Below are 671 nucleotides of genomic sequence, written 5' to 3'. Positions count from 1 at the left end.
TCCAATCGTTTTTGTACATTCTTAGAGTATCATTTATAGTAAGCCATGGGAAGGATGATATTTAAATGAGTTTTCCAAAATTAAAAGAACATATACAACACATTGTCGAAATAGTAGACTTTTTCCAAAACGGTAAAGGAACGATTAATAAAACGGATAATCATTCAGATTACCAAAATAGCTACTATACACCAGAAGATATTTTAGGACAAATCAAATATGATGCTGAACAAGCACTAAAAGAACTAAATAAATTTTAAAATTAAATCTCGGCATAAAGGAGATGACGCCACATGAGCATAAACATGGCTACAAAGGATTACCCGTATCTTTTAACAAGGGAACAAGCATCTGAGTTTTTAGGGATAGACCCAAAGTCTTTTGATAAGTATATCCGACAACATGAAGGGCTAGATCGCTTCATGATTGGCAAACACGAACGATACACAATGAAATCCTTAGTACAGTTTATCGAAAGACACTCTGTTTAAAATGTCGGTAGTTGATAAGATGCTAGATTCAGAATACAATACAGATGTATTCAACTAGCATCTATCAACTTTATTTTTGAAAGGGATTGATAGCATGGCTAGTATTGTAAAAAGAGGGAAGTCATACCGAGCACAAGTTTCTTTATACAAATATGGAGAACATAAAAAACTAACTAAAAC

At 32.8% G+C, this 671-nt stretch carries 2 protein-coding genes; both read left to right on the top strand.

Features of this window, described 5'->3' with window-relative positions; translation table 11 throughout:
* Nucleotides 1-65 precede the first annotated feature (65 nt).
* Complete coding sequence (locus WKT09_RS13725; RefSeq protein ID WP_147670254.1) at nt 66-260, top strand: hypothetical protein; 195 nt, start codon at nt 66-68, stop codon at nt 258-260.
* A 33-nt stretch (nt 261-293) separates the two neighbouring features.
* Nucleotides 294-491, top strand: coding sequence for a helix-turn-helix domain-containing protein (locus WKT09_RS13720; protein ID WP_340416562.1), 198 nt, complete (start codon nt 294-296; stop codon nt 489-491).
* Nucleotides 492-671: the final 180 nt, after the last annotated feature.

Source organism: Pseudogracilibacillus sp. ICA-222130 (assembly GCF_037892545.1).
GTDB lineage: Bacteria > Bacillota > Bacilli > Bacillales > Amphibacillaceae > Pseudogracilibacillus.
This window is presented reverse-complemented; position numbering and strand designations above follow the sequence as displayed.

Bases quoted from the DNA above. Each gene is read 5' to 3' on its own strand.
- WKT09_RS13720 (WP_340416562.1), top strand. From the start codon at position 294: ATGAGCATAAACATGGCTACAAAGGATTACCCGTATCTTTTAACAAGG.
- WKT09_RS13725 (WP_147670254.1), top strand. From the start codon at position 66: ATGAGTTTTCCAAAATTAAAAGAACATATACAACACATTGTCGAAATA.